Below are 25,341 nucleotides of genomic sequence, written 5' to 3' on the forward strand. Positions count from 1 at the left end.
CGAATCCCACAGATGCTCCCTCAGGTCCTGAGGGAGCATCCCGAAACCACCCGCCACACCTGAGGGAACGTCCCGAAACCACCCGCCACACCTGAGGGAACGTCCCGAAACCACCCGCCACACCTGAGGGAGCGTCCCGAAACCACCCGCCACACCTGAGGGAGCGTCCCGAAACCACCCGCCACACTTGAGGGAACGTCCCGAATCCACCCGCCACACCTGAGGGAGCGTCGAAAGGGGTGGAGGTTAGCCGGTGTTGCGCAGGCCTGCCGCCACCCCGTTGACGGTGATCAGCATGGCCCGCTGGAGGCGCTCGTCGATCTCGGCGCCGGACAGGCTTTCCCCTGCTGCAGCCTCCGCGCGGACGCGGCGGAGCAGTTCCACCTGCAAGTAGCTGATCGGGTCCAGGTACTGGTCCCGGATCTCCAGGGAGCGCTTGAGCGTGGGCTGGGCATCGAGGAGCAGGTCCTCCCCCGTGAGGTTCTGGACCTCGGCAACCGTGAGCTCGTATTCGGCGCGGATGGTGCGGAACAGGTGGTGCAGGTCCCCGGGCACGAGGGTGGAGACGTAGTAGCCGGCGATGTCCATGTCCGTCTTGGCCAGCGTCATTTCCACGTTGGAGAGCACCGAGCGGAAGAACTGCCAGCCGTCCATCATCTCCACGAGCTGGGCCGCGTGCCCTGCCTCCCGGGCGGCTTTGAGGCCGGACCCGACGCCGAACCAGCCCGGGACGATCTGCCGGGACTGGGTCCAGCCGAAGACCCACGGGATGGCCCGCAGGCCCTCCAGCCCGGCGCCGGAATCGGGCCGCTTGGACGGCCGCGAGCCGATGTTCAGTGAGCCCAGCTGCTCCACCGGTGTGGAGGCCATGAAGTAGGCGGGCAGATCGGGATCATCAATGAGGGTCCGGTACCGCGCGAAGGCGGCGTCGGAGATGGTCTCCATGACGTGGCCGTACCGTTCCCGCTGGTCCTCCGAGGTGCGCGGGGTCCGGTGCAGCGCCGAACCCTGCATCACGGCGGCCAGCGACAGTTCAAGGTTTTCGCGGGCAAGCTCGGGCAGCGAGTACTTGTCAGAAATGACCTCGCCCTGCTCGGTGAACTTGATTTCGCCTTCCAGCACCCCGTTCGGCTGGGCCATGATGGCGTCGTAGGTCGGACCGCCGCCGCGGCCCACGGAGCCGCCGCGGCCGTGGAAGAGCCGCACCCGGACGCCGTGTTTCGCCGCGATGTCACGGAGTTTGCGCTGGGTCTTGTGGATTTCCCACTGGCTCGTCATCACCCCGGATTCCTTGTTGGAGTCCGAGTAGCCCAGCATGATTTCCTGCACGTCGCCGCGCAGCCGGACCAGTTCGCGGTAGGACGAATCGGAGAGCAGCTCGTCTACGATCTCGGCCGAGGCACGCAGCTCCTCCACGGTCTCCAGCAACGGTGCGAAGCCGATCCTGGCGTAGGGCGCCTCGCCGAAGAGGCTCACAAGTCCGGCCTCGCGGGCGAGCACGGCCGCGGCCAGGACGTCGTCCGCGCCGCGGGTCATGGAGATGATGTACGTCTCGATGACGTCGGGGCCGTAGGTGCGCAGGGCACGGCGGATCTCACGGAAGACGTCGTAGGTGCCGTCTGCGACGCCGTCGAGCTTGATCGGGTGGCCGGAGAGCGGCCGGCGGGAGGCAAGCTCCGAGCCGAGCACCTCCAGACGCTCGGCACGGCTGAGCTCCGCGTACCGGACTCCCGGGCCGCCGAGGCGGTCCATGAGCTGGCCGACGGCGTCGTGGTGGTGATCGGCGTGCTCGCGGATGTCCAAGGTGGCCAGGTGCAGGCCGAAGGAGGCGATGGCCCGGCGGACGCGGGCCAGGGCGCCGTCGGCGGCAAGCGCCCCGTGGTGGTTCCGCAGGGACCGTTCCAGCAGGCCGAGCTCGCCCAGGAGCTCCGCGGTGGCGGTGTAGTCGCGGCCTGGCTCGTGCGACGCCCCGGCAGCCACGCGCCGGGCGGTGTTGAGCAGTTTGGCCTTGATGCAGGTCAGCTTGAGCCTGTAGGGTTCCTGCGCGTTGAGCTCGAGGACGCGGCGGTCCAGGCCGGGCAGGTTCCCCAGGTCAACGTCGATCGAGTCCAGGAGCTCCTGGTCCGCCCCTGCGAGCGCCGTGGAGTTGGACAGGATGGAGATGAGGCCGTCAATGAGGGCGATGCTGATCCGCACCGCGTGCTGGTTCTGGATCTGCAGGATCTCACGGGTGACGGCGGCCGTGACGTTCGGGTTGCCGTCCCGGTCACCGCCGATCCAGGAGCCGAACCTGATCGACGCCTTCCCGGCGGGGAGCGTGACACCGTGCTCGCCAAGCAGTTCCGAGAGATCCGAGAGCATCTCGGGCAAGGCGTCACCGAGGATGCCCGTGAGGTAGTAGATGGCGTTCCGCGCCTCATCGACAGGAGTGGGCCGGACCTGGCGGAGCTCGTCCGTCTGCCACATCTGGTCGATGACTTCAGCCAGGTGGCGGTCCTGGCGGCGGCGCGCGGAGGTGCCCTCCTCCGTGGATTCGGCCAGGATGTCCGAGAGCCGGCGGATCTTGTCCAGCACCGAGCGGCGGGATGCCTCGGTGGGGTGGGCGGTGAAGATGGGGCGGACATCGAGTTCGTTCACGACTTCCTGCAGCACCGTGGTGCCGGCCTGGTCGGCGATGTCCGTGACGGCCTTGGCGAGCCAGCCGTCCTTTTCCGCCCGGGTGCGCAGGCCGCGGACCCGGTGGACCTGCTCGGCGGCGTTGGCGAGGTGGAAGTAGAACGCGAAGGCGCGGACCAGGTCGGTGGCCTGTTCCAGGGGCAGGGAGCCGAGCAGCTCACGGACCTGGGCGACGACGTCGTACGAGCTCCACGGGCCGGTGGCGTCCGCGCCGCCCCGGGCCGCTTCCTTGGATTCCTTGGTCAGCAGGCGCACCTGCTCCACGAGCTCCAGGAGCTCGGGGCCGTGCTGGCGGACCAGGGACTCCCCCAGGAGGGTGGAGACCCGGCGGACGTCGGCCCGCAGTTCGGCGGCGAGATCGGTATCGGAATGCATTGCAGTGTCAGCCATGGAAACGTTTCTTTCGAGGGTTCGACTTGGCTCGTACACTGCGCTGGATACTGTGAGCCCGGTTACTTCTTCCCAAGGAATGTTACCCGCCGCCCGGGCAACGCTGGAATCCGTCTCAGATAGTGTCAGGCGCGCCCGGACCGGCGCACGAGGCCCGCACAGTTCGCAGTTGGTGCCGTTCCGAGGCGTCGGAACGGCACCAACTGCGCGCCGATTGGGGCCGCAGGCGGGGCTAGCGGGCGATCTTGAAGTTGAAGTCGCCGGTACCCAGCGCGCCCCAGAGCCGCAGCCAGATCGGCATGATCATTTCCGCGCCGCGGGCGCTCGTAATGTCGCCGAGGTCGATCACGTCCCGGTGGCCGAGGCCCTTGAGGATCTCCGTCACGGCCGCCTTGGCATCGGCGTCGTTTCCGGAGACGAACACCGAGTGGTCCCCGCCGGCCACGTGGGCGGGATCGACCATCACGCTCGCGGTCATGGTGTTCAGGGTCTTGACGACCTTCGCTTCGGGGAACGTCCGCTGGATCTGTTCGCCGAGGCTGTCCGTGTTCACGGGGTTCAGCGACGGCGGCATGCCCTGGGAGAAGTCGAGGGGGTTGGAGACATCCATGATCACTTTGCCCGCCAGGTTCCCGGCGGCGCCCAGCGCCTGGAGGGATCCTCCGCCGTTGGTGGCGTTCACGATGAGTTCGCTCCCGTCGGCAGCGTCCGCGAAGGTGGCAGCAGCGATGTGGCCGTGCGCCGCGTGCCACTGGACGAACGGCGGGGTGCCCATCATGTCCGGCTCGGTCCTGGCAAGCGTCGCCTGCGGATCGCGGGTTCCGATGGCAACATCGTGGCCGAGGCCTGCCAGCGCGCCTGCGATCGCGCGGCCAACCATGCCCGTTCCCATTACAGCAATCTTCATAGCATCCTCAATCTGAATCGATGAAGCAGACAGGTCCGTCTACCGTTGAGCCTGACGCTATCAGACGGACCTGTCTACTGCAAGCATAGACAGACTTGTCTGTGTACCATTGAGTCATGACGCCGCCCGCAGCCACCGCCACCCCGGGTGCCCGCACACCCGCCGGTCACGCCAAGGAGAAGATCCTGGCCACCGCCTTCCGGCTCTTCTACGCCCAGGGGCTCAAGGCGGCCGGAATCGATACGATCATCGCCGAATCCGGCGTCGCCAAGGCCACGTTCTACAAGTACTTCCCTGCCAAGGACGACCTCATCCTGGCGTATCTGCAGAAGGTGGACGGCATCTGGACCGGCCAGCTCCACGCCGCGGCCGAGGCAGCCGGACCGGACCCGGCCGCCCAGCTGACAGGCCTCTTCGACGCCCTGGGAACGGCGTGCCGCCGCGACGGCTACCGTGGCTGCGCCTTCATCAACGCCGCGGCCGAGTCCGCGTCCGGCACCCGCGTCCATGAGCGGACCGTGGCCCACAAACAACGCATCCGGGCATGGATCCAGGACCTGGCCGTCCGCGCCGGGGCGGCGGATCCGGACCAGCTCGCCCGCAGCCTCACCCTGCTGCTCGACGGCGGCCTGGCGAGCGGCGTGCTCGACGGCGACCCGGCCGCCGCCGCCGCGGCCCGCGCCGCTGCCGCCCAGCTGGTGAACCTCAGCCTCGGAACCCCATCCAGCCCAACTGACTCTCAGCAGGGGCCGTTTTGAGGCCTCAAAACGGCCCCAAGTGCGAGCTAGTTGGGCTGACACCCCCTGGAGGTGCCCGTGAATGCTTCTGAACCCGGGGCTGGCTCGAGGCCCGCACCTGATTCAGCGACCAACCCCCGGCTCGCCCGCTGGCAGCGCTTCCGGCACAACCGCAACGCGGCCCTCGCCGCCGACCACGGCTGGCTGACCCTGACCTCGTTCCAATGGCTGGAGCACCGGCCCGCCGCCGTCGACCTCACCCCGGGGCTGTGGTCCACGGACGGCACGACGGCGTTCCTCACCGCCACTGCCGCCGACGGGCTGACGCTCGTGGAGACCGGCGAGCCCGTAGACGGCACCATCAGGGCGGCGCTGTCGGATGAGGAATCGCTGATGTGGGTGCAGTACGGCGGTGAGGACGGCCGCCAGGTGGTGGTGGAACTTGCCATGCGGGCGGACCAGTACGCGATCCGCACGCGGGATTCAAAGTCGCCGGTCTTCACCGAATTCGACGGCGTGCCCACCTTCGACTTCCGGCCGGACCTCGAGGTCGAGGCCAGGTTCGTGCCGTACCCGGAACCCGTGGACGTTCCCATCGGCACGGCCAACCCGCTGGTGGACGGGGTCCACCGCTCCGTGGGCGAGCTCGTGTTCCGGCTTCCGGGCAAGGACCACGAGTTCCACCTTCAGGCCGAGGAGGAGAAGCTCGGCGCGTTGACGGTCACGTTCCACGACGAGACCAACGGGGAATCCACCGATGAATGGCGCAAGGTCTCCACGGCCCGGCCCCGCGTCGATGCCCTGGGAAACCGCACCGTGACCCTGGACTTCAACCGGGCCATCAACTACCCCAGCGCGTTCACGCCGTACGGGACCTGCCCTATGCCGGTGAAGAACAACAGCCTGGATTACCGGATCGAAGCCGGCGAGAAGGAGCCCGCCCTTTTCTAGGCGACCGTGTTCTAGACGATCGCAGACACCCCGGTGATGGCGCGCCCCGTGATCAGGGTGTTGATCTCGTACGAGCCCTCGTAGGTGTAGATCGCCTCGGCATCAGCGAAGATCTTGGCCATCCGGTAGTCGGTGACGATCCCGTTGCCGCCCAGCAGGGACCGTCCCATCGCCACGGTTTCCCGCATCCTGGCGCTGACGTAGGACTTCGCGAGTGCCACCTGGGCCATGTCGGCGGCGCCCTTGTCCTGCAACTGCGCAATCCGGACCATCATCCCCATGCTCGCCACGGCGTTGCCGAGCATCGTCACCAGCTGCTGCTGCACCAGCTGGAACTTCGCCAGCGGCCGACCGAACTGCCGGCGTTCGACGGCGTACTGCCGGGCGACGTCGAACGCCGCCAGCTGCTGCCCGACGCCCTGCCAGGCCACCATGATCCGCGAGCCGCGCAGGAGTTCGTTGGTGTCCTCGAAGCTGTTGATGCCGGCGAAGCGGTCCGCCTCGGCCACCCGGACATCCGAAAACACGATGTCCGCGTTCTGCACCGTGCGCAGGGCGATTTTGTTCTCGATCCTGCTGCGGCTCACTCCGGGCAACGTGGCATCGACGATGAAGCCGCGGATGCCGCCGTCGGCCTCGTCCCGGGCCCATACGAGCATGTAGTCGCAGAAGGTCCCGTTGCCGATCCAGCGCTTGGCGCCGTTGAGCACCCAGCAGTCACCGCCACCGTCGGCTCCCCCGGGGATGCGCCGGGCCCGGGTCTCCATGCCGCCGGCTACGTCGGAGCCGTGCTCCGGCTCGGTGAGCGCGAACGCGCCGGTGGTCCGGAGGTTCGCGGCGTCGGCGAGCAGCCTGGCCTTCTGGTCCTCGGAGCCGAAGCCGTACAGCGACTCCACGAAGAGGTCGTGATGGACCAGGAAGAACGTCGCTATGGAGGTATCCACCCGGGTCATCTCCGCGATCACCAGCCCGGCGAACAGGTTGCTGTAGCCGCGCTGGGCGGGGGCGCTGAGCTCCAGCGCCGCCAGCTTGGGCAGGATATCCGCGGGAAACTCTGCCTTGTTCCACCAGTCGGCGGCGAAGGGGGCGACCTCGCGGGCCAGGAACTCCCGGAGTTCGTTCAGCTTCTCCTGCTCGGTTGCGCTGAGCAGGGATTCGAAGTCGAAGAAATCAGCCGTGGGCAGTCCCGCCGTGGAGGCTGCGGACGGGGCGGCCGGAGCGGTCACTTGGGTCCCATCCGGATGGCGCCGTCGAGGCGGATGGTCTCGCCGTTGAGCATGGCGTTGTCCACGATGTGCGCGGCCAGGTTCGCGTACTCGGCCGGGCGGCCCAGCCGGGAAGGGTGCGGGACCTGGTGGCCGAGGGAATCCTGGGCCTCCTGCGGCAGGCCTGCCATCATGGGGGTCTCGAAGATACCCGGCGCGATCGTGACGACGCGGATCAGCGAGCGCGCGAGTTCCCGGGCAATCGGCAGCGTCATTGCCGCCACGGCGCCCTTGGAGGCGGCATAGGCGGGCTGTCCGATCTGGCCGTCGAACGCGGCGACCGAGGCAGTGTTGATGATGACGCCCCGTTCCGGACCCCCCAGCTCCGTGACGGCCGGCTCGGTGGCCGCCATCGCGGCGGCGGCCAGGCGGATCACATTGAAGGTACCCACGAGGTTGATCTGGATGACGCGGTTGAAGTTCTCCAGCGGGAGCACGCCGTCGCGGCCCAGGACCTTGCCGGGCGTGCCGATTCCGGCGCAGTTCACCACAATCCGCAGCGGGCCCGCAGCGACGGCGGCGTCGACGGCGGCCTGTACCTGCTCTTCGCTGGTGACATCTGCGGCGACGAAGACGGCCCTGTTGGCACGCCCCGCGGACGTACCAACATCCGGGGCCACCGCGCCCACCGCACTCCTGGAGTTCAGTTCGGCGGCGAAGGCATCCCCGGCCGAGCCGGGCAGGTCCACCAGCACCACGGACGCGCCGGCGTCGAACAGGCGCCGGGCTGTCGCGGCCCCCAGCCCCGAGGCCCCGCCGGTAATCAGCGCAACAGTACCTTTGATGTCCATGCATCCTCCTTGATGTGGAACCCGATTCCGGCCGTGAAGTGCCGCCGTAGACTGCGCTGCAGCCGCCGGCCTCCAAGGAACGTTAGTTAGTGAATGTTAACTGGAATGCGCACATTCCGCACCTTCGCCCCGGCGGTCCCGGCACCAAGGACGGCGACGATGCCGGATCTTCAGCGCCGCCGCAACTAGGCTGGGGCCATGACCCCCGCAGACCCCCCTGCCCGCCCCAACTGGTTCTTCCGCGCCGACGAGGCGGCCCGGTCAGTGACGAGGCTGTTCGGTCAGCGGCTTTTCTTCCTGCCGGAGACGCACATCGCCGCCACCGTGCGGCCCTCCAGCGGGCTGAAGAACCTGGGCCGGCCCTGGCATTACTGGTGGCAGGCACACTACCTGGACTGCCTCGTAGATGCCGCCCACCGGGAACAGGGCAGCGGGTTCCGTCCCAAGGAAAGGTTCGACGGCGAGAACCGGCCCAGCGCCGGAAAGCTCGCCTCCCAACTGCTCACGGGCATCCGGCTGCGGAACTTCTTCACCGTGGTCAACAACTACTACGACGACATGGCCTGGCTGGCCCTTTCCGTCCTGCGGCTGAAGCAGCTTGCCGAAGAAGCCGGCAAACCGGGCGGCCCCCGCAACGCCAGGGTTCTGCAGCGCCTCACACTGCAGTTCGAATCCGCCGCCACGGACGATCTGGGCGGCGGGATCTTCTGGAGCAAGAAGCGGGACTTTAAGAACACCCCCGCCACGGCGCCTGTGGCCCTCTTCTGCGCCCGGTCCGGGCGGCCGGACCGGGCGCAGGCCCTGCTGGACTGGCTCGACTCGCGGCTCTACGACCCGGAACAGGGCATGTACCAGGACGGGCTCCGGATCACCGGCACCGGCGACACGGTCCTGGAAGGCGCCATCTACACCTACAACCAGGGCCCCGTCCTCGGCGCCCTCCTGGAGCTTGGCGGCGATGCCAACCTGGCGCGGGCGTCGGCCCTCGTGGCCTCCGTGGCCCGGAGCCTCACGCTGCCGGCCACGCCGACGGGACGCAGTGCCACGGTGCTGCGCTGCGAAGGAACCGGCGACGGCGGCCTGTTCACCGGGATCCTGGTCCGCTACCTGGCGCTGGCCGCCGCCGACGAACGGCTCCCTGCCGAGACCCGCGCCACCGCATCCACGCTGGTGTACGACACCGCCGAAGCCTTCTGGGAAGGACGCCGCATCGTTTCCGCCCAGGAACCCCTGGCGCGCAGGGGCGGCCGGCTGGTCTTCTCCAGCCACCCCGACGTGCCGGCGCGCCGCAGGTACCCGGCGGGCGCCGCCGTCGAACTTTCCACCCAGCTCCAGGCCTGGATGGCACTGGAGGCAGCCGCTGCAATCGGGGGGAGACCCGAACATCTTGCGCCGCGATCCGCCCCAGAGGGGCCTATCGGGAATTAAGTCACGCAATAGTTGCGTAATTCCTGTGATCCTGGTCACTTAACAGGCGTCCGGGTTGGTTGCTTAGGTTTGGCTAACCTACAGTTTTTGTTAGTGAGCATGCCCTAACTTCCCCGCTCACGGGGGTTAGGGCTACTAACCGTTTCCTGGCAGAAAGTAGCCCCATGAAGATCCGCACCAACGCGCTGGCGGGCATAGCCCTTGCCGCCGCCGCAGCCCTCGGCCTCTCCGCCTGTGGCTCCGGGGCCTCCCCCTCCGTCAGCAGCGCGGACGGCAAAGTGTCCGGCGAAATCACGGTCTACAACGCCCAGCATGAGGCCCTGACCAAGGAATGGGTGGACGCGTTCACGGCGGAAACCGGCGTCAAGGTCACCCTCCGCCAAGGTGACGACACTGAAATGTCCAACCAGATCGTCCAGGAAGGCCAGGCCTCCCCGGCCGATGTCTTCCTCACCGAGAACTCCCCCGCCATGGCCCAGGTCGAAACCGCCGGCCTGTTCACCGACGTCGACAAAGCCACCGTCGACCAGGTGCCCGCCCAGTTCCGCCCCTCCACCAACAAATGGACCGGCATCGCGGCGCGCTCCACAGTCCTGGTCTATGACAAGACCAAACTGAGTGAGGACAAGCTGCCCACGTCCATGCTGGACCTGGCCAAACCCGAGTGGAAGGGCAAATGGGCGGCGTCGCCGTCCGGCGCCGACTTCCAGGCGGTCGTTTCCGCCCTGCTGGAACTCAAGGGCGAAGCCGCCACCAAGGACTGGCTCAAGGGCATGAAGGAGAACTACAAGTCCTACAAGGGCAACAGCACGGCCATGAAGGCTGTCAACGCCGGTGAGGTCGACGCCGCCCTGATCTACCACTACTACTACTACGGCGACATGGCCAAGACCGGCGAGAACTCGAAGAACGTCACGCCCTACTACTTCAAGAACCAGGATCCGGGCGCGTTCCTTTCGATCTCCGGCGGCGGCGTGCTGAAGTCCTCCAAGAACGCGGCGGCAGCCCAGGCATTCCTGAAGTTCATCACCGGCAAGAAGGGCCAGGAAGTGCTCCAGAAGGGCACCTCCTTCGAGTACGCCATTGCCTCCGACGTCCCGTCCAATGACAAGCTCGTGCCGATCAAGGACCTGCAGGCACCCACCGTGGATCCGGCCAAGCTCAACTCCGCCAAGGTCACCGAGCTGATGACCCAGGCGGGACTGCTGTAACCGAGGTGACAACCAAGCTGGCGGTTCCCGGCAAATCCGGGGACACAACGACGGCGGGCCGGGGCACGCGCCCCCGCCCGCCTTTCGGCGTTTCTGTCGTGGCGATCGTGGCGGTGCTGATCGCCGTGTTCTCGCTGATTCCCCTGGGCTACGTCATCGTCATGACGGCGTCCACCGGCTGGGAGACCGCCGTCGGCCTGATCTTCCGGGCACGGGTGGGCGAACTCCTGCTGAACACGGTCCTGCTGACGGTGGTGACGGTGCCGCTGTGCCTGGTTCTCGGCGTGGGCGGCGCCTGGCTGGTGGAACGCACGCACTTGAGGGGCCGCAAATGGTGGGCCGTGCTCCTGGCCGCGCCGCTGGCCATCCCCGCCTTCGTCAACAGCTATGCCTGGGTTTCTGCCGTTCCCTCCCTCGGCGGCCTGTGGTCCGGTGTCCTCATCGCCACACTGTCGTATTTCCCGCTCGTGTACATCCCCGCCGCAGCGACGCTCAGCCGCCTTGACCCGGCGATCGAACAGTCCGCGGCCTCCCTGGGCCTCGGCGCGTGGCGCGCCTTCTTCCGCGTGGTGCTGCCCCAGCTCCGCGTCGCCATGACCGGCGGCGCCCTTCTGGTCTCCCTGCACCTGCTGGCCGAATACGGGGCCTTCGCCATGATCAGGTTCGACACCTTCACCACCGCGATCATGGTGCAGTACCAGTCCACCTTCAACGGCACCGCCGGTAACATGCTCGCCAGCGTGCTGGTCTTCCTGTGCCTCATCCTGCTGCTCGTCGAAGTGCGCAGCCGTGGCAGTGCCCGGTACGCCAGGGTCGGGTCCGGCGCCCAGGCCCGCGCCCTGCGCCTGCCCCTGCGCGGCTACCAGCTCCCCGCCCAGCTCTCCCTGCTCGCCCTCACCGGGCTGGCCTTCGGCCTTCCGCTGACCTTTGTCCTGCGCTGGATTGTCGCCGGCGGCCCGGGGATCTGGGCGGCGGATGAGTTTTTGCCGGCGCTGCTTCAGACACTCGCGTACGGCGTGGCCGCCGCCGTGGCAACGACCGCCGTCGCGTTCCCCATGGCCTATCTGGCCGTGCGGCATCCCAGCTGGTTCAGCAAGTCGCTGGAACTGTCGAACTACGTCACCAGCTCCATGCCCGGGATCGTGGTGGGGCTGGCGTTCGTGACGGTCAGCATCCGGATGGTCCCCAGCCTCTACCAGACGGCCGGGCTGCTGATCGCCGCCTACGTGCTGCTCTTCCTGCCGCGGGCGCTGGTCAATATCCGCTCCGGCCTGTCCCAGGCGCCCAAGGAACTCGACGAGGCGGCCCAGGCGCTGGGCAAGCCTCCGCTGTTGTCATTCCTCCTCGTGACGCTGCGCCTCACCGCCCCCGCCGCCGCGGGCGGGGCCGCGCTGGTGTTCCTCGGAATCGTCAATGAACTCACGGCCACCTTGCTGCTCTCGCCCAACGGCACGCGGACGCTCGCCACCGAGTTCTGGAGCAAGAGCAGCGAAATCGACTACGCCGGCGCGGCCCCCTACGCGCTGCTGATGATCGTGATCTCGGCACCCATGACCTATCTCCTCTTCCAGCAGTCCAAGAAAGTAGCCGGACAGTGACCGAGCGTTCCGTTTCGCACAACTCCTCCGCACGGCTCCCGGAGCCCCGGATCGCGGCATCCGTGGCCCCCAGCACCAACAGCCACCTGGAGGTCGACGCGGTCACCAAGAACTTCGGCCCCCAGTCCGTGCTCAAAGGCGTGAACCTCTCCGTGGCCAAAGGCGGAACGACAGCGATCGTCGGCCCGTCAGGCTCTGGAAAGACCACTCTCCTGCGGCTGATCGCCGGCTTTGAGCACCCCGACACCGGCACCATCTCCCTCAACGGTAACAAGGTGGCGGGCGACGGCGTCTGGGTCCCGGCGCACCGGCGCCACGTCGGTTACGTGGCACAGGACGGCGCCCTGTTCCCGCACCTGACAGTCGGGCAGAACATCTCCTTCGGCCTCGACGCAGACAAACTCCCCGGCGGACGGCGCGGCGTCAAAGCGCGGGTCGGCGAGCTGCTGGACATGGTCTCCCTGGACGCGGCCATGGCGAAGCGCAGGCCCCACCAGCTTTCCGGCGGCCAGCAGCAGCGCGTCGCGCTGGCCCGCGCGCTGGCCCGGGAGCCGGAGCTCATGCTCCTGGATGAGCCGTTCTCCGCCCTCGACGCCGGCCTCCGGGTGGCCACACGCCGCGCCGTGGGCAAAGTCCTGCATGACGCCGGCGTGACCACGATCCTGGTGACGCACGATCAAGCGGAGGCCTTGTCCTTTGCGGACCAGGTTGCGGTGATGCGCGGCGGGAAACTGGCGCAGATCGGCAACCCGTTCGTCGTCTATACCCGGCCGGCGGACCGGGCCACCGCGGAATTCCTGGGCGACGCCGTCATCCTTGATGCCTGGATGGAGGGCTCACTGGCCACGTGCTCGCTGGGCGGCATCCCCGTGCGCCGTCCGCCGGCCCAGGGACGGGTCCAGCTGATGCTGCGTCCCGAGCAGATCCGCATCGCCGAGGACGGACCCATCCGCGGCGTGGTGGTGGACACGGACTACTTCGGACCCGAGACCACAGTGCGGCTCAAGCTTGCCGTCCCGCCGCTCCTCGCGGCCGGGGCCGTCGCCGATCACCGCTACCCCGGCGGCGGCGAAATCATCACCATCCGGCACTGGAACGCCTCGATCGCGCGCCCGGGAACCGAGCTGTCCCTGCGCGTCGTGGGCGAGGGCGTTGCGTTCCCGATGGAGGACATCGCGGCCGAATAGGCACCCTGCCGGCCGCTGCCTCCGGCTCGCCTAACTCGGCGCGGAGCATTGAGCGCGCCCCGCGCCCGGCATAGTGTGGAGCGCATGACTGTTCAGCCAGGGCTTCACCGCCAGCATTGCTCCATTGCCGCCCCTACACAGCTGTGGCTGGACCCTGACGGGCGCCTGGCGGGCGGCGCGGCCGGCGACGGCGGGTTCACCGGACTGCTCCACGGCGATACCCGGATGCTGTGCCGGGCCCTTGTCCGGGTCAACGGCTTCGAGCCCGAACCAGCCACTGTCGAGGCCGAACCCGGCGGTGTGCTGCGCGTGAGGGGACTCGTCCGCGGCATCCCGGGGCCCACGGAGGATCCCGCCGTCGAACTCCTCCAGGTCTGGACGGTCACACCGGGAGTAGTCAGGCACTCGCTGCACCTGAGCACCTCGCTTGACGCCCTCGATGTGGAGATCGAAATCGAGCTGGCCGCGGATTTCACGGACATGGCCGCCATCCGGCTCAGCCGCTTCCGGGATCCCGTCGAGCCACTGTCGGCGGACGACTCGGCCCTGCGCTGGCGCGACGGCGGCAGGAGCCTCACGGTGGCGGCTGCAGGCAACGTAACACCCGGAGAACGGCTCATCTGGCGCGGGACGGCCGGGCGCGGACGCCCGTTCGAGGCGGAATGGCAGGCCGTGCTGGCCGATGCCGACGATGCCGTGGTGGCCGCCCGCCCGCTGGCCTCACGCCGCCCCCGGACCAGCCCGTCCGGGACTTTGGGACTGCTCCTGGACAACTCGCTCGATGAAGTGGCGGGGCTCCGCCTGGCCACCCGCCAACTTCCGGATGCGCCGTTCCTTGCCGCCGGGGCACCCTGGTACTTCACCTTGTTCGGACGGGATTCACTGTGGGCGGCGCGGTTGCTGTTGCCGTTGGACACCGGGCTGGCCGCCGGCACGCTCCGTGCCCTCGCCGCTTACCAGGGCACCAAGACGGACCCCGCGGCCGCAGAAGAGCCCGGAAAGATCCTCCACGAGCTCCGGTCCAAGGAACTGGTACTCGAGAGCCAGGGCCTGCGCCTGCCTCCGGTGTACTTCGGCGCCGTGGATTCCACCCCACTGTGGCTTTGCCTGCTCGGCGAGCTCTGGCGTGCCGGCCGGGACGACGACGCCGTCCGGGCCCTGCTCCCGAACGCGGGGCGGGCTGCGGAGTGGATGCTCTCTGCAGGCGGCGACGGCGGGTTCCTGAGCTACAAGGATGCCACCGGCCACGGCCTGAGCAATCAGGGCTGGAAGGACTCCCGGGACGCCATGCAGTTCCGAGACGGACGGCAGGCAGAGGGCCCGATCGCCCTGTCCGAGGTGCAGGCCTACGCCTATCAGGCCGCGCTGCAGACGGCGGAGCTCTTCGATGCCTACGGCGAACCCGGCGGCCAGGCGTTGCGGGACTTCGCCGGGGCCCTGCAACAGAAATTCCGCGAGCACTTCTGGGTGGAGGACGATGGCGGGCCCTTCCCCGCCATGGCCCTCGATGGGCACGGCGTCCCCTTGGATATCCCGGGCTCCAACATGGGACACCTGCTGGGCACTGGCATCCTGGACGGGGGCGAAGCCCGGCTGGTCGCAGACCGGCTGCTCAGCCCGGAGCTTTTTTCCGGCTATGGGGTGCACACCATCTCCCGGCGTGCCGCGGGCTTCTGGCCTTTCAGTTACCATTGCGGCTCCGTCTGGAGCCACGACAGCGCCATTGCGGTCCGCGGGCTACTGGCCGAAGGCTTCATGCCGGAGGCACGGACCCTTGCCGACGGCCTGCTCGCGGCGGCGGCTTCGTTCGGGCACCGGCTGCCGGAGGTGTTTGCCGGAGTCCGGTCTGAGGAGTCCGGCGCAGCGGTCCCGTATCCGGCGTCGTGCCACCCGCAGGCGTGGTCCTCAGCGTCCGCCGTGGTTCTCGCCCAGGCGATGGGTGTCGGGTTCTGAGGAAACGGGCGCTGCAGGGCCGGGTTCTGCGGAGCCGGGTGCTGGGGGCTGGGCAACCGGAGTGACCCGGGTGTTCCTGGCCGTGCGCAGACCGTCAGCAAGGATGACGATTCCCGTGACGGCAACCGCCAGGCCCATTGAGGCGAGCACGTCCGTCAGCCAGTGATAGCCCAGGTATAGCCGGCTGAGGGCCACCGCGGCGGTTCCGAGGCCCGCCGCCGCGAAGGCGGCCACCGCCGTCGTCCGCTTCACCCGGCCGGCCACCAGCAGATAGACGAGGACGGACAGGAAGACGCCGGCACCGAAGGTATGGCCGGAGGGAAATGACAGGGCGTCGTCCGGGCCAAGCATGAAATCACTTGCCGAGGGCCTGGCGCGGACCACTTGGTGTTTGATCACCGTGGACACCGCAAATGTTGCCGCCATGGCGCCGATCAGGAGGGCCGGCCGCCAGACTTCCCGCTTCCACACAGCCCACCCGAGGGCCAGCGCGAACCCGATCACGGTCATCCACAGCGGGGACGTCACCGTGGTCACCGCGGTGAGCAGGGCGGTGGCCAGCGGGTTCCGCGACGCGACGAGGCCGTCATGAACGGGCGCGTCCAGCGCCGCCAGCCCGCTGTTCGACTGTACGGCGGCCAGGACGACCCAGAAGACCGCATCCCCGGCCACCAGCAAGCCTGCGGCGCCGAAGAAGATGGCGCGCTGGGAGCGCAGCGGCGGACGGGAAGGGGTGCGCGGCTGGCGCTGGACAGAGAGCATCGATCAAGTCTGCCATCCGTATCTGCAGGTACCCAAGACAACGGCTGGGAACTCGCCGGGGGCCCGCTAGGGGCCGGGCCTCTTGGCCTGCGGATACGGGGTCTCGTGGCGGGCCAGCATCTCCACGAACCCGGCGATCTTCCTCTCCCGGGTAGCGGCCTGCTTGACCGCGTTGGTGCGGTAGATCAGGGCGTACCGGTTGACGGACGTCAGGATCTCGAACATTGCCTGCGCCCGGGGAACGGCGGCGATTGCGGCGGCGAGATCCTCCGGCACCTCCGCCTCGGCCGCGCCGGAGTAGGCAGCCTCCCACCGGCCGTCCGCCTTGGCGCGTTCGACGGCGGCACGCCCGGCTGCGGCCATCTTCCCGGCTGCTTCGAGGCGCTGGATGTGGCCCACGTTGCGGGCCGACCACGGGCTTCTGGGTCCGCGGCGGGTCATCCGCTGGCAATAGCTTTCCTCGTCGCGTCGCCGGAGCTGGCCATCAACCCAACCGAAGCACAGCGCCTCGTCGAGGGCGGCGTCGTAGTCCAGCTCCGTGACCGAACCGCCTTTTTTGTGCAGAACCAACCACACGCCGGGGCTCTGCGCGTGGTGCGCCTGAAGCCACGCGCGCCAGCCGGCGGCGTCCTTCACCAGCAGTTCTTCAAGTTCAATTGCCATTGCGTATCTTCTTCCGGGCAGAGCGCGCGGTGCTTTGGTGGCACGATATCCCTGAGAGCAGGAACCCGTCCACACCGAGGAGAAACCATGCTGCGCGTCCGCCCGATTCACTTCACCTCCCGCCTGGACGAGTGGGAGCGGCTCCTCACCGACCTCGGCATGGTCAAGACCGTTGATGAGCCCACCTGGCGGGAGTTCGACGCCGGCTCCGGCCGGCTCGCGCTCCACCGCGTGGAGGACGGCTCCGCCGGGGACGGCACCACCTCACTCGGCGTCGAAGTCGGCGACCTGGCGGAGTTCGCCCGGCGGACCAACGAGGCGGCGTCCGACGGCGGCACGTCGGCGGAGGTCATCGAGGCTGATCACGGCTCATCCTGCCGCGTCACTGCACGGGACGGCTTCGGCTTCCTGGCCGACCCGGCAACGCGCGCGGCCGATGGCAGCTGGGGCGGCTCGGCGGAGGCAGACCCCGGGCTGGCCGTCGTCGGCGTCTGGTTTGCCGAGCATGCCGCGGCCGCGGCACAGACCCTGCGCAGCATCGGTGCGCTGCCGCGCCCGGTTCCGGGCAGCGGCGGCGCCGACAGCAGCGAGGCGGAGGCGTTCACGACGAAAAACGGCGGCGTCCTGATGGTCGGCGCCGGGCCCGGGTCCGGGCGTGCAGGACTGGGCTTCGAATACGGCGGAGACCTTGGCGCCCTGCGTGAACGCCTTGAAGAGGCAGGGCACGACGTGGCCGTCATCGAGGAATCCGCGGTCCCGACACTCCATGTGGGCAGCCCGGAGGCTGAAGGCCACGCCGCCCACCCACACGCCATCTGGATTTCCGCGGCGCCCTCTGCCGAGTGAGTGCGGCGAGCCGGACACGCGGGGATGGGGTAGAACTTAACCATGAACGTTCGCACCCCTGACCCGAATCCCGGCTGGCTCTCCGACGACGATTTGTTTGAGGCGCGCGGCCGGCTGCCGATGGTCTACGTCGAAGCCGTTCCCGTCCGGCTGGACCCCCTGGGGTTCGTGAACGAAGTCGGCACCCTCCTGCAGGCCGACGAAGACGGCACCATGGTCCGTTCCCTCGTCTCCGGCCGGGTGCTCTACCGAGAGACAATCCGCGCAGCACTGCTCCGCCACATGGAGAAGGACCTTGGCCCGCTGGCCTTCCCGCAGCTGCCCATCAGCCCCGTGCCGTTCACCGTGGCCGAATACTTCCCGTCCCCGTCCCACACGGGCTTCACCGACGACCGGCAGCATGCCGTGGCACTGGCCTACATCATCCCGGTCACGGGCGAATGCACCCCGCGGCAGGACGCCCTCGAACTGACCTGGATGACACCGCAGGAAGTCATGAGCTCGGACGTGCAGCTCGAATTCAGCGGCGGCCGCGGCGCCCTCATCCGGCAGGCGCTGGCCTTCGCCGGCGTCGGCAACTAAGCCCTGCGCGCGGTCCCGGAGCCACGCCCGGGACGCTCGAGGGGTCCCCTGCGTCCCCGACTTCACGCATCCGCCTTTGTAGACTAGTGGGCGGACCGCAAGAGAATTTAAGGACTCCCGATGACCCACCTGCCAGCCTCCCGGAACTACAGCGAACAGCAGGCTGGATCTCTGCAGAGCGGCGACCACCTGCTCCTGCCCGACGGGAACCGCTCGGCCGAGATCCAGCGGGTGGAGGTCGAATCCGACGATTTCGGCTCGCCCGCCATGGTTCTGGCCACCCTCACCGGCGGCGGCGTGCTGCGGATCGCTGCCGGCTCCACGGTCCTGACCACGGGCGCCGAATCCGGACCGGAGACCACGGAAATCGCGGCCGCCGCGGACACCGCCCCGGCCGACTCCGAGGACGCAGGCTCCCCGGTGGCTGCCGGCCGGCTCCCGGCGGAAGGAGGGACTGAGGGCAGCGAGACAGCCGCGCCCGCCGTCGTCGTGCCGCCCTTGCCGGCCGCACCGCCCGCGGTCAGCGGACCCAGCGAGGAGGACCTGGCGCTGATCCCCTCACTCGAAGGCACCCCGGAGTCCGTGGTGGAGGCCGTGGCCGAGGCGCACCCGGGCGCCGTAGGCGTCCTGCTGCTCAGCGAGCGGCTGGCGAAGGGCATCAACACCAAGTCCGGCAGCTGCCTGAAGGACCTCAGCGACCTCGCCCACGAGCTGTTCATCATGTTCAAGGACGCCGAGAACTCCCTCGCCGTCGCCGACCTGCTCAACGTCCTCCCCTTCGACGGCAACCCGGGCCGCTGGGCGTCGGTGGAGGCGTCCCTGGCCTTGTCCAGCTTCATTTGCCGCCAGCTTGGCCAGGAGGAACGCGCGGCAGTCTACGAGAAGTTCCTCCGCACCCCGGACGCCATGGAAGCGGATCCGTTCAAGGCCCGGATCAACGCCAAGGTCCGGCAGCGCTCGCTCAACGAACCGAACCTGTACGACAAGGAAATCTTCCGCTCGATCGATAACTCCAATCCGGACGCGGAACGCGAATGGCGGCGGCTCCGGCTCGAGGCCCTGCTGTTCCTGCGCGCCCACGGCGGCTCGGAAACCATCGGCGCGGTTGAGCTCGAACGCAGGATCGCCAACGAACTCGAATCCGTCCGCTCCTGACCCGCACAGGGGCGCCCGGCGGAGAACTGGAAGCTGCTTGGCCCTACCCGCCCGTGACCGGGCGTTGTAGATTCAGCCCATGACGAACAATCTGAGCGTTGTGATCAATTCCGACGCGCAGCAAGTTTGGACCATGCTGCGCGAGCCGTCCAAGGTGGCACAGTGGCACGGCTGGGAAGCCGATGACCAGGCCGCCGAAATCAACGAAATCTACTTCAGTCCCAACGTGGTCGAAGGCGCGGACCACACCTCCCTCGTGGTCGACGGCGGAGATATCTTCACCCTGAAGCCGGTCCCCGCCGGCACGGAAGTCAGCGTCACCAGGGCCGCGGTGGACCACAATTCCGAGTGGGCCGCGTGGGACGAGGACATCACGCAGGGCTGGCTGACCTTCCTGCAGCAGCTGCGCTTCGTCCTCGAGCGCCACCCGCACGGGAAGCGGAGGACGTTCTTCTTCTCTGTTCCCGGGAGCGGTGGGTCGGCGATCGAAGGATTGGGGCTCGGCGATGTCCCGAAGCCCGGCGAACCCTACTCCCTCACCCTGGCCACCGGCGAGGAAGTTGCCGGCAAGGTGTGGTTCCGCAGCAACCACCAGGTGGGGCTCACGGTCCACCACTACGCCGAACACGGGGAGGGCCTGGTGATCGTGGCGGAGCAGCCCGCCATCCCCGATATCCGGCCCGACGGCGGCTCCCTCGTGATCGTCTCGACCTACGATCTCGGGGCGCATCAGTTGGAGTCGGTCCGCAACTACTGGGACAAATGGCGGGCTGAGAACTACCCCACATCCGAACCCCTGCACTAAAGGTTGACGGCTGTTAGCTGGCACACTTGAACGGTGCCAGCCAATCCTGTCTCCGGTCCTTTGCCCGCCGCGCCCGCCCGGCAATCCGAGTTTTCCTTCCGCGTCGGCAAACGCCTGAGCGAGGCGTGCCCGCCGTCGGCCGGGCAGGTGGCGGAGAACGGCGGGGAGTTCCTGGGCCGGACCGGGACGATCGCCACCCCGCACGGCGAGATCCAGACGCCCGCGTTCATCGCCGTCGGCACGAAGGCCACGGTCAAGTCGGTGTTGCCGGAATCCATCGCCGAACTGGGCGCGCAGGCCGTACTGGCCAATGCCTACCACCTGTATCTGCAGCCGGGTGCGGACATCCTGGACGAGGCGGGCGGGCTGGGCGCCTTCATGAACTGGCCCGGGCCCACCTTCACGGATTCCGGCGGGTTCCAGGTGATGAGCCTGGGCTCGGGGTTCAAGAAGGTCATCGACATGAAGTCGGTGGACCATTCCGGCCCGGACGACGCCGTCGCCCCCGGCAAGGAACGCCTGGCCCACGTGGACGAGGACGGCGTGTGGTTCAAGAGCCACCTGAACGGCGACCGGCACCGCTTCAGCCCCGAGATCTCCATGAATGTCCAGCACCGGATCGGCGCGGACATCATGTTCGCCTTCGACGAGCTCACCACGCTGCAGAACTCGCGCGGCTACCAGGAGGAATCCCTGGAACGGACCCGCCGCTGGGCCGAGCGCTGCATCGCCGAGCACTTCCGGCTGACCGCCGAGCGTGCGGGCAAGCCGTACCAGGCCCTGTTCGGGGTGATCCAGGGTGCCCAGTACGAGGACCTGCGGCGCAAGGCCTGCCGCGACCTCGGCGCCATGAACTTTGACGGCTTCGGCATCGGCGGGGCGCTCGAGAAGGAAAACCTCGGCACGCTCGTGCGCTGGTGCAACGAGGAGCTGCCGGAGAACAAGCCGAGGCACCTCCTCGGCATCTCCGAGCCGGACGACATATTTACCGCTATCGAGAACGGGGCGGACACCTTCGACTGCGTGTCCCCCACCCGGGTTGCCCGCAACTCGGCCTTCTACACGCCCACGGGCCGGTACAACCTCTCCGGCGCCAAGTACAAGCGGGACTTCGGCCCGCTCCAGGAAGGCTGCGACTGCTACGCGTGCCTGAACTACTCCCGGGCCTACATCCACCACCTGTTCAAGGCCAAGGAGATGGTCTCGGCCACGCTGATCTCAATCCACAACGAGCGCTTCGTGGTGAAAATGGTCGACGACGCGCGCCTGGCCATCGAGGCCGGCGACTTCTTCGAGTTCAAGGCCGAGACCCTGGGACGGTACTACTCCTAGAGGCGCCCTGCCGTCCCGCAGCTCTCCGCGGCGTCGAAGTCGCCGGAACGCTGCCCTCCCCGCCGTCGAAATCGCCGGAAAGGCCCGAATTCGCCGGGAGTTCCCGGCGACCCCGCCACGATCCGGCGATCTCGTGCCGCACCACGTCCTGCTGCGTCGGGCGACCTGGCGTTTCTCGCGGGAATGTTCGTAGCGGGCACCGCCGCGACGATCCTGCAACTGCGGTTTGCTGACAACGCCCAGTAGGCTCCGGGGCCGGGCTGTCGTCGACACGGCGGCGGGGGCTGCCCGGGAACCCTAACGGCGCGAGGCGTCAATGAGATCCTCGTCCTTGTCAGTAACGGGCGTCCAAGCATGGCCCTGCTCGTGGTCCAGGTGCGTGGATTTCTTGTTCTTCAGCGCGAAGATGTACACCAGCAGCGAAAGCGCGATCGCCACGGTCACGTAGGTGAAGAAGAGGTCTTCCCGGCCGACGGTCTGGAACGCGGCGCCGATCAGCGGAACCGTGCCGCCGAAGAGCGAGTTGCCGATCGCGTAGCCGAGTCCGACGCCGAGGGCACGGATCGACGCCGGGAAGAGCTCAGCCTTCACCAGCGCATTGATTGAGGTGTAGCCGCCGACGATCACGAGGCCGCCCATCATCAGCAGAAAGGCCGTGAACGGATCCTTGGTGCCGGCCAGGGTGGATAGCAGCGGCCAGGTGAACAGGACTCCGGTGATGCCGAACCACAGCAGCAGCGGCTTGCGGCCGACCTTGTCCGAAATGATGCCGTAGACCGGCTGCAGCAGCATGAAGATGAACAACGCCCAGAAGTTAATCACCGACGTGTCCGTCTTGGCGATCCCGGACGTATCGTTCATGAACTTCAAAATGAAGTTGGTGTACGTGTAGAAGGCGACGGTGCCGCCGAGCGTGACGCCGATGCAGACCAGCAGCGGCTTCCAGTACATGGTGAACAGCAGCTTCATCGAGCCGGGTCGCGCTTCGCCGGCGACAGCGGGGGCCTTGGCTGCCTCTACCTGCTCGTCCGACAAGGTCTCTTCCATCGAACGCCGCAGCCACAAGACCACGAGCGCGGCCACACCGCCGATCGCGAACGGGATGCGCCAGCCCCACATCCCCAGGTCTGCCTTGGGCATAGCATTCTGCAGGATCACGAGGACCAGCAGGGCCATCATCTGGCCGCCGATCAGGGTGACGTACTGGAAGCTGGAGAAGAACCCGCGGCGCTTGGTGGTCGCCGCTTCGGACATGTATGTTGCGCTCGTGCCATACTCGCCGCCCACGGAGAAGCCCTGCAGCACACGGATCAGGACCAACAGGATCATGGCCCAGAGGCCGATGACATCCTGGGTCGGCAGGATCGCGATCGCGAACGAGCCCACGGACATCATCGTCACGCTCAGGGTCAGTGCTGCCTTGCGGCCCTTACGGTCGGCGTAGCGGCCGAAGTACCAGGCCCCGATCGGGCGCATCAGGAACGACGTCGAGAAGACGGCCATCGCTTCAAGGCCGGCCTGGAGCTCGTCCTTGGAGTTGAAGAAGTGCGACTGGAAATACGCTGCGAAGACTGTGTAGACGTAGAGGTCGTACCACTCCACGAGGTTGCCGGCGGAGCCTTTGAGGATGTTGCCGACGGCTCTTCTGGTCTGGGCCGATTCGGACAGTTGGGTGCTCATCAATGAACCTTCCTGGATTCGGCGCCGCCAGTGAGCAACACCGTCGGCCACCCTAGTCCGTGTGTCGCGGAACACGCGGGTTTTGTTCATACTGTTCATGGAATGCCCGTTTCTGGGTTCAATGCGGGCGGTTTTGGCGGGATGGCAGGATGGGATCATGACTTCCGCTGCCTTTGATTCCGCTGCCCTGGCTGTTTCCGATACCGTGCCCTCCCCCGCCGTCGCCCTGACAATCGCAGGCTCAGAAGCCACCGGTGGCGCCGGGGCGCAGGCCGACCTCAAGACCTTCCAGGCACTCGGGGTCTTCGGCATCGCGAACCTGACCTGCATCGTTTCCTTCGATCCCAAGGACAACTGGAACCACCGCTTCGTCCCCGTGGACCCGCAGGTCATCGCGGCCCAGCTGGAGGCAACGACGGCGGCCTACGGTCCCGCTTCGGGCGCGCCGTCCGTGCTGGACACCGTGAAGGTCGGCATGCTGGGCAGCCCCGCGGCCATCGCGACCGTGGCCTCGGCACTGGCTGACGGGCAGTTCGCAAACGTGGTGCTGGATCCGGTGCTGATCTGCAAGGGGCAGGAGCCGGGACATGCGCTGGACACCGACCTGGCGCTCAAGGACCAGATCCTGCCGCTGGCCACCTTCGTGACACCCAACCACTTCGAGGCCGAGTCGCTCTCCGGGCTGGAAATCACCGACGTCGAGTCCCTCAAGGCCGCGGCCGTGCGCATCCACGAGCTCAGCGGGGCCGCGGTGCTCGCCAAGGGCGGCGTCCGCCTGGCCGGGCCCGACGCCGTCGACGTCTATTACGACGGCGAAACGTTGGAGGTCCTGTCCGCCCCGAAGGTGGGCGACGTGGCCGTGTCCGGCGCGGGGTGCTCGCTGGCCGCCGCGGTGACGGCGGAACTGGCCAAGGGGGCGACGCCGCTGGCGGCAGCCCGGACGGCCAAGACGTTCGTGACCGCGGGAATCCGGAACCGGGTGGCCTCGGGCGCCCCGTTCGATGCGCTCTGGCAGGGCGGCCCGCGCTAGGTCCGTGACATCCAGCTCGCCGGAAAGCCGCCAGTTCGCCGGAGCCTCTCCAGTTCGCGGGAAGGTTCCGGCGAACTGGAGAGCTGCCGGCGATGTGGATCCCGGTCGGCCGTCCGTCAGCGCGGGTCCGCAACCTTCCCCATGAAGAGCGGGAGCCCGGTCTCGACGTGGACGATTTCGTACTGGAACGGCCGGTCGAAACGGATCACCTTCATCGGGGCCGCGCCGCTCGACGCCTCCGCGTTGATCTGGGTTACGGCGGCGGCCACGGTGCCCTTCTCCGCCACGGTGATGTTGGCGGACTGCCCGGCCTGCTTGATCTTGAGGCCGGTCTGGATCGAATCGAAGTCGGTTTCGGTTTGGAGCATTTCCCGCAGCCCCAGGGAAGCGAAGACCTTGCGCAGCTCAAAGTTGCTCTTGTGATCCCATCTCGGCAAGTAGAGCTGCGTCGGCGACGGGGCCGCGGAGTCAAGGGCCCGGGCAACGTCCGCGAAGACTTCTGCCCCGGGCGCGGCAGCCCCGGCATCCGGCAGCACGAGCCGCATCACAAACCCCTCGGCGTAGGGCAGCTGCACCGCCTGCCAGCCCGCACCCTGAACTGAGGGAACGTCCTGAACGCCGGACATGGTGGGGACGGAAACCTGCCTGCCGCCCTCCGTCGTGAAGGACAGGTCGGAGGTGTCGGCCGGGTCGAAGGGGGCCTTCCAGGCCGAGGCGAAGTACACCGCGTTGAGCACGCTGAAGGTATTTTTGCGATCGTATTCTGCAGGCGCTTTCTTGATCCGTCGGCCGGTATTCTTGTTCACCCAGGCGTCGATCGCGGGCTTGGTGGCGGCCTCGTCCTGGAAGTCCACGGGGTACCCGCCGGTCCCGTAATACCGGGCGAGGGAGTGCAGATAGTCCTCCCCGGTGGGCAAACCCTTGTCCACGAACAGGCCGTTTGCACTGTGCAGGACGGGCTGGCGCGGAGGATTTTTTTCGTCCACCGAGCCGGGATCGCCGTCGAAAGCTTCGAGGGATGCGAGCAGCGCGCTCATGGCTTCGTCGCGGTGGTTCGCGGGGAGACCCAGGGTCCTGTCCATCTCGGCAGCCGTTTTCCCGGTCGCTCCTGTCCGCAGCATGGCCAGGGCAATCAGCAGGCTGCCCGGGGAAGCAACCACGTTGCCGTTTCCGGAGTCCCCGCCGTCTGCCAGGAGGGCGGCGCCCAGCTTCCGCGCCGACACCCGGAGCTGAGCCAGCTCGGCCGGGTAGTCTGACTGCTCCGCCGAAACGCGTTCGACGCCGTTGGCCTTCAACAGCGCCGGCGGCGATGCCGAACACGCCGTCAATGCCAGCGCAACGGCGGCAGCGGCGGCAACAATCCGTGCCGAAGACTTCCGTTTCATCGCGCCC

General features: G+C 67.9%; 21 protein-coding genes. 13 read left to right on the forward strand and 8 right to left on the reverse strand.

The features are described 5' to 3' along the window. Window positions 1–246 precede the first annotated feature (246 nt). Window positions 247–3,066, reverse strand: coding sequence for a phosphoenolpyruvate carboxylase (gene ppc, locus AC1DCZ_RS01900; protein WP_476973165.1), 2,820 nt, complete (start codon window positions 3,064–3,066; stop codon window positions 247–249). A gap of 232 nt (window positions 3,067–3,298) precedes the next feature. Continuing rightward, entirely contained in the window at window positions 3,299–3,973 is a 675-nt protein-coding gene (locus tag AC1DCZ_RS01905) for an NADPH-dependent F420 reductase (RefSeq protein ID WP_476973166.1), read from the reverse strand. A gap of 116 nt (window positions 3,974–4,089) precedes the next feature. Here AC1DCZ_RS01905 and AC1DCZ_RS01910 point away from each other — a divergent pair, with 116 nt between their 5' ends. Continuing rightward, the gene (locus tag AC1DCZ_RS01910; protein ID WP_476973167.1) at window positions 4,090–4,731 is read left to right on the forward strand and encodes a TetR/AcrR family transcriptional regulator; all 642 of its coding nucleotides are present in this window, start codon (window positions 4,090–4,092) and stop codon (window positions 4,729–4,731) included. A 57-nt stretch (window positions 4,732–4,788) separates the two neighbouring features. Continuing rightward, window positions 4,789–5,661: a DUF1684 domain-containing protein gene (locus AC1DCZ_RS01915; protein ID WP_476973168.1), complete on the forward strand. Its 873-nt coding sequence runs from the start codon at window positions 4,789–4,791 to the stop codon at window positions 5,659–5,661. Window positions 5,662–5,672: 11 nt separating this feature from the next. Here the strand turns inward: AC1DCZ_RS01915 and AC1DCZ_RS01920 are convergent, their stop codons facing one another. Both AC1DCZ_RS01920 and AC1DCZ_RS01925 read right to left on the reverse strand, forming a co-directional pair. Continuing rightward, entirely contained in the window at window positions 5,673–6,887 is a 1,215-nt protein-coding gene (locus AC1DCZ_RS01920; protein WP_476973169.1) for an acyl-CoA dehydrogenase family protein, read from the reverse strand. Continuing rightward, window positions 6,884–7,717 (reverse strand): SDR family NAD(P)-dependent oxidoreductase, encoded by an 834-nt coding sequence (locus AC1DCZ_RS01925; RefSeq protein WP_476973170.1) that lies wholly within the window; start codon window positions 7,715–7,717, stop codon window positions 6,884–6,886. The genes AC1DCZ_RS01920 and AC1DCZ_RS01925 overlap by 4 nt, the downstream gene beginning before the upstream one ends. A 198-nt stretch (window positions 7,718–7,915) precedes the next feature. On the opposite strand from AC1DCZ_RS01925, the gene AC1DCZ_RS01930 reads away from it, so the two are divergent. The 5 genes from AC1DCZ_RS01930 to AC1DCZ_RS01950 all read left to right on the forward strand — a co-directional run bounded on the left by AC1DCZ_RS01930 (window position 7,916) and on the right by AC1DCZ_RS01950 (window position 15,094). Further along, window positions 7,916–9,145, forward strand: a complete 1,230-nt coding sequence (locus AC1DCZ_RS01930; protein ID WP_476973171.1) for a glycoside hydrolase family 76 protein — start codon at window positions 7,916–7,918, stop codon at window positions 9,143–9,145. Window positions 9,146–9,309: 164 nt separating this feature from the next. Then, window positions 9,310–10,356, forward strand: coding sequence for an iron ABC transporter substrate-binding protein (locus tag AC1DCZ_RS01935; RefSeq protein ID WP_476973172.1), 1,047 nt, complete (start codon window positions 9,310–9,312; stop codon window positions 10,354–10,356). Window positions 10,357–10,361: 5 nt separating this feature from the next. Further along, a complete protein-coding gene (locus AC1DCZ_RS01940) occupies window positions 10,362–11,954 on the forward strand; it encodes an ABC transporter permease (RefSeq protein WP_476973173.1) in 1,593 nt (530 codons plus the stop codon). Between the two features lie 50 nt (window positions 11,955–12,004). Then, entirely contained in the window at window positions 12,005–13,141 is a 1,137-nt protein-coding gene (locus AC1DCZ_RS01945; RefSeq protein WP_476973309.1) for an ABC transporter ATP-binding protein, read from the forward strand. Between the two features lie 84 nt (window positions 13,142–13,225). After that, window positions 13,226–15,094: a glycogen debranching N-terminal domain-containing protein gene (locus AC1DCZ_RS01950; RefSeq protein WP_476973174.1), complete on the forward strand. Its 1,869-nt coding sequence runs from the start codon at window positions 13,226–13,228 to the stop codon at window positions 15,092–15,094. On the opposite strand, the gene AC1DCZ_RS01955 is transcribed toward AC1DCZ_RS01950, so the two are convergent. Together AC1DCZ_RS01955 and AC1DCZ_RS01960 are read right to left on the reverse strand one after the other, a co-directional pair. After that, entirely contained in the window at window positions 15,047–15,856 is an 810-nt protein-coding gene (locus tag AC1DCZ_RS01955) for a phosphatase PAP2 family protein (RefSeq protein ID WP_476973175.1), read from the reverse strand. The genes AC1DCZ_RS01950 and AC1DCZ_RS01955 overlap by 48 nt on opposite strands. A 66-nt stretch (window positions 15,857–15,922) precedes the next feature. Further along, a complete protein-coding gene (locus tag AC1DCZ_RS01960) occupies window positions 15,923–16,519 on the reverse strand; it encodes a YdeI/OmpD-associated family protein (protein ID WP_476973176.1) in 597 nt (198 codons plus the stop codon). Window positions 16,520–16,606: 87 nt separating this feature from the next. Between AC1DCZ_RS01960 and AC1DCZ_RS01965 the strand changes: the two genes are divergently transcribed. From AC1DCZ_RS01965 to tgt, 5 genes are all read left to right on the forward strand, one after another. Next, entirely contained in the window at window positions 16,607–17,365 is a 759-nt protein-coding gene (locus AC1DCZ_RS01965) for a VOC family protein (RefSeq protein ID WP_476973177.1), read from the forward strand. 42 nt (window positions 17,366–17,407) lie between these two features. Continuing rightward, a complete protein-coding gene (locus tag AC1DCZ_RS01970) occupies window positions 17,408–17,947 on the forward strand; it encodes an NUDIX hydrolase family protein (RefSeq protein ID WP_224048472.1) in 540 nt (179 codons plus the stop codon). 120 nt (window positions 17,948–18,067) lie between these two features. After that, complete coding sequence (locus tag AC1DCZ_RS01975; protein WP_476973178.1) at window positions 18,068–19,102, forward strand: DUF6707 family protein; 1,035 nt, start codon at window positions 18,068–18,070, stop codon at window positions 19,100–19,102. 79 nt (window positions 19,103–19,181) lie between these two features. Next, window positions 19,182–19,907, forward strand: coding sequence for an SRPBCC family protein (locus tag AC1DCZ_RS01980; RefSeq protein WP_476973179.1), 726 nt, complete (start codon window positions 19,182–19,184; stop codon window positions 19,905–19,907). Between the two features lie 33 nt (window positions 19,908–19,940). After that, entirely contained in the window at window positions 19,941–21,239 is a 1,299-nt protein-coding gene (tgt, locus tag AC1DCZ_RS01985; protein ID WP_476973180.1) for a tRNA guanosine(34) transglycosylase Tgt, read from the forward strand. Between the two features lie 297 nt (window positions 21,240–21,536). Here tgt and AC1DCZ_RS01990 read toward each other — a convergent pair whose 3' ends face one another. Beyond that, complete coding sequence (locus tag AC1DCZ_RS01990) at window positions 21,537–22,919, reverse strand: MFS transporter (protein ID WP_476973181.1); 1,383 nt, start codon at window positions 22,917–22,919, stop codon at window positions 21,537–21,539. Window positions 22,920–23,076: 157 nt separating this feature from the next. On the opposite strand from AC1DCZ_RS01990, the gene AC1DCZ_RS01995 reads away from it, so the two are divergent. Next, window positions 23,077–23,949, forward strand: a complete 873-nt coding sequence (locus AC1DCZ_RS01995; protein ID WP_476973182.1) for a hydroxymethylpyrimidine/phosphomethylpyrimidine kinase — start codon at window positions 23,077–23,079, stop codon at window positions 23,947–23,949. 116 nt (window positions 23,950–24,065) lie between these two features. On the opposite strand, the gene AC1DCZ_RS02000 is transcribed toward AC1DCZ_RS01995, so the two are convergent. Beyond that, window positions 24,066–25,334, reverse strand: a complete 1,269-nt coding sequence (locus tag AC1DCZ_RS02000; RefSeq protein WP_476973183.1) for a serpin family protein — start codon at window positions 25,332–25,334, stop codon at window positions 24,066–24,068. Window positions 25,335–25,341: the final 7 nt, after the last annotated feature.

The sequence above is a fragment of the Arthrobacter sp. 10N418 genome, assembly GCF_056394725.1.